Source organism: Frankia sp. CcWB2, from assembly GCF_977927585.1.
Genome location: NZ_CDWRCM010000127.1, coordinates 12,180 through 13,412, shown reverse-complemented (window position 1 = coordinate 13,412; position 1,233 = coordinate 12,180). Strand labels below are relative to the sequence as shown.

At 69.9% G+C, this 1,233-nt stretch carries 1 protein-coding gene; it reads left to right on the top strand.

The genetic code is table 11. From position 1 onward, the window contains the following. Positions 1–345: 345 nt before the first annotated feature. Positions 346–1,233: alpha-amylase family glycosyl hydrolase (locus ACY45C_RS14095; protein ID WP_462188061.1), on the top strand; the 888-nt coding region annotated here is incomplete at its 3' end.

The window sequence follows — 1,233 nt, the reverse complement described above, 5'->3', positions numbered from 1 at the left end:
GGTTCCGGCTGTAGAACTGTTGCGATCCCTCGTAGGGGCGATGAGGACCCGAAAATCAACGCGCAGGTGGGACGGCGTGTCGTAGGCCCGGCGGAGGGGCGGGACTGCAGCGAACCTCCGGTCGAACATCACGACGACGAGATCATGGCATAACGGTGCCATCCGATCAAGATACGGAGGCATCGCACGGCGGTTGCCCTCCCTCCGGTCGGACTACCTCGCTGCCATCTCGGTGCCATCCGGCTCGGCATGCCGGGCAGCCGGGCGCCTTCGGCCGGGGACCGATGTCGTCACCATTGTCGCCGTCACGGCGTGTCCGACGGCTCTGACAGGTAGACAAGACCGATGAGCACCCTCCGGCTGTGGGCCCCTGAGGCGAAGACGGTCAGCCTAGTCGTGGCGGGCTCCGCCGGCGACTCGACGCACGAGATGACCGCCGGGAAACGGGGGTGGTGGTGGGTCAACGTCCCGTCCGCGAAGCATGGCACGGACTACGCCTTCCTGCTCGACGGCGGCAGCGAGGAGCTGCCCGACCCCCGATCGGCCCGGCAACCGGGGCCGCTGGGGGTTCACGGCCGGTCGCGGCTGGTTGACCACTCGGCCTTCCCCTGGACCGACGGGACCTGGCGGGGCATCGCGCTGGCCGGCAGCGTGCTCTACGAGCTGCACGTCGGGACGTTCACCCCGGAGGGCACCTTCGACGCGGCCATCGGCAAGCTCGACCATCTCGTCGAACTCGGCATCGACGCCGTCGCACTGCTGCCGGTCAACGCCTTCCCGGGCCGGCACGGCTGGGGCTACGACGGCGTCGGTCTGTACGCGGTGCACGAACCCTACGGCGGCCCGGACGGGCTCAAGCGCTTCGTCGACGCCGCGCACGCTCGCGGCCTCGGCGTGATCATGGATGTCGTCTACAACCATCTCGGCCCGGACGGCAACTACCTCGGCCGCTTCGGCCCCTACTTCACCGACCGCTACAGCACTCCGTGGGGCCCCGCGGTCAACCTCGACGCCCCCGGCTCCGACGAGGTCCGCGCGTTCATCATCGACAGCGCCCTGTCCTGGCTGCGCGACTACCACTGCGACGGGCTGCGTCTCGACGCCGTCCACGCCTTTCAGGACAGCCGGGCCCTGCACCTGCTGGAGGAGATCGCCGAGGCGGTCCACCGGCTCGGCGCCCAGCTGCGCCGCCCGCTGTTCGCCGTCGCCGAGTCGGACCTCAACGACCCGAAG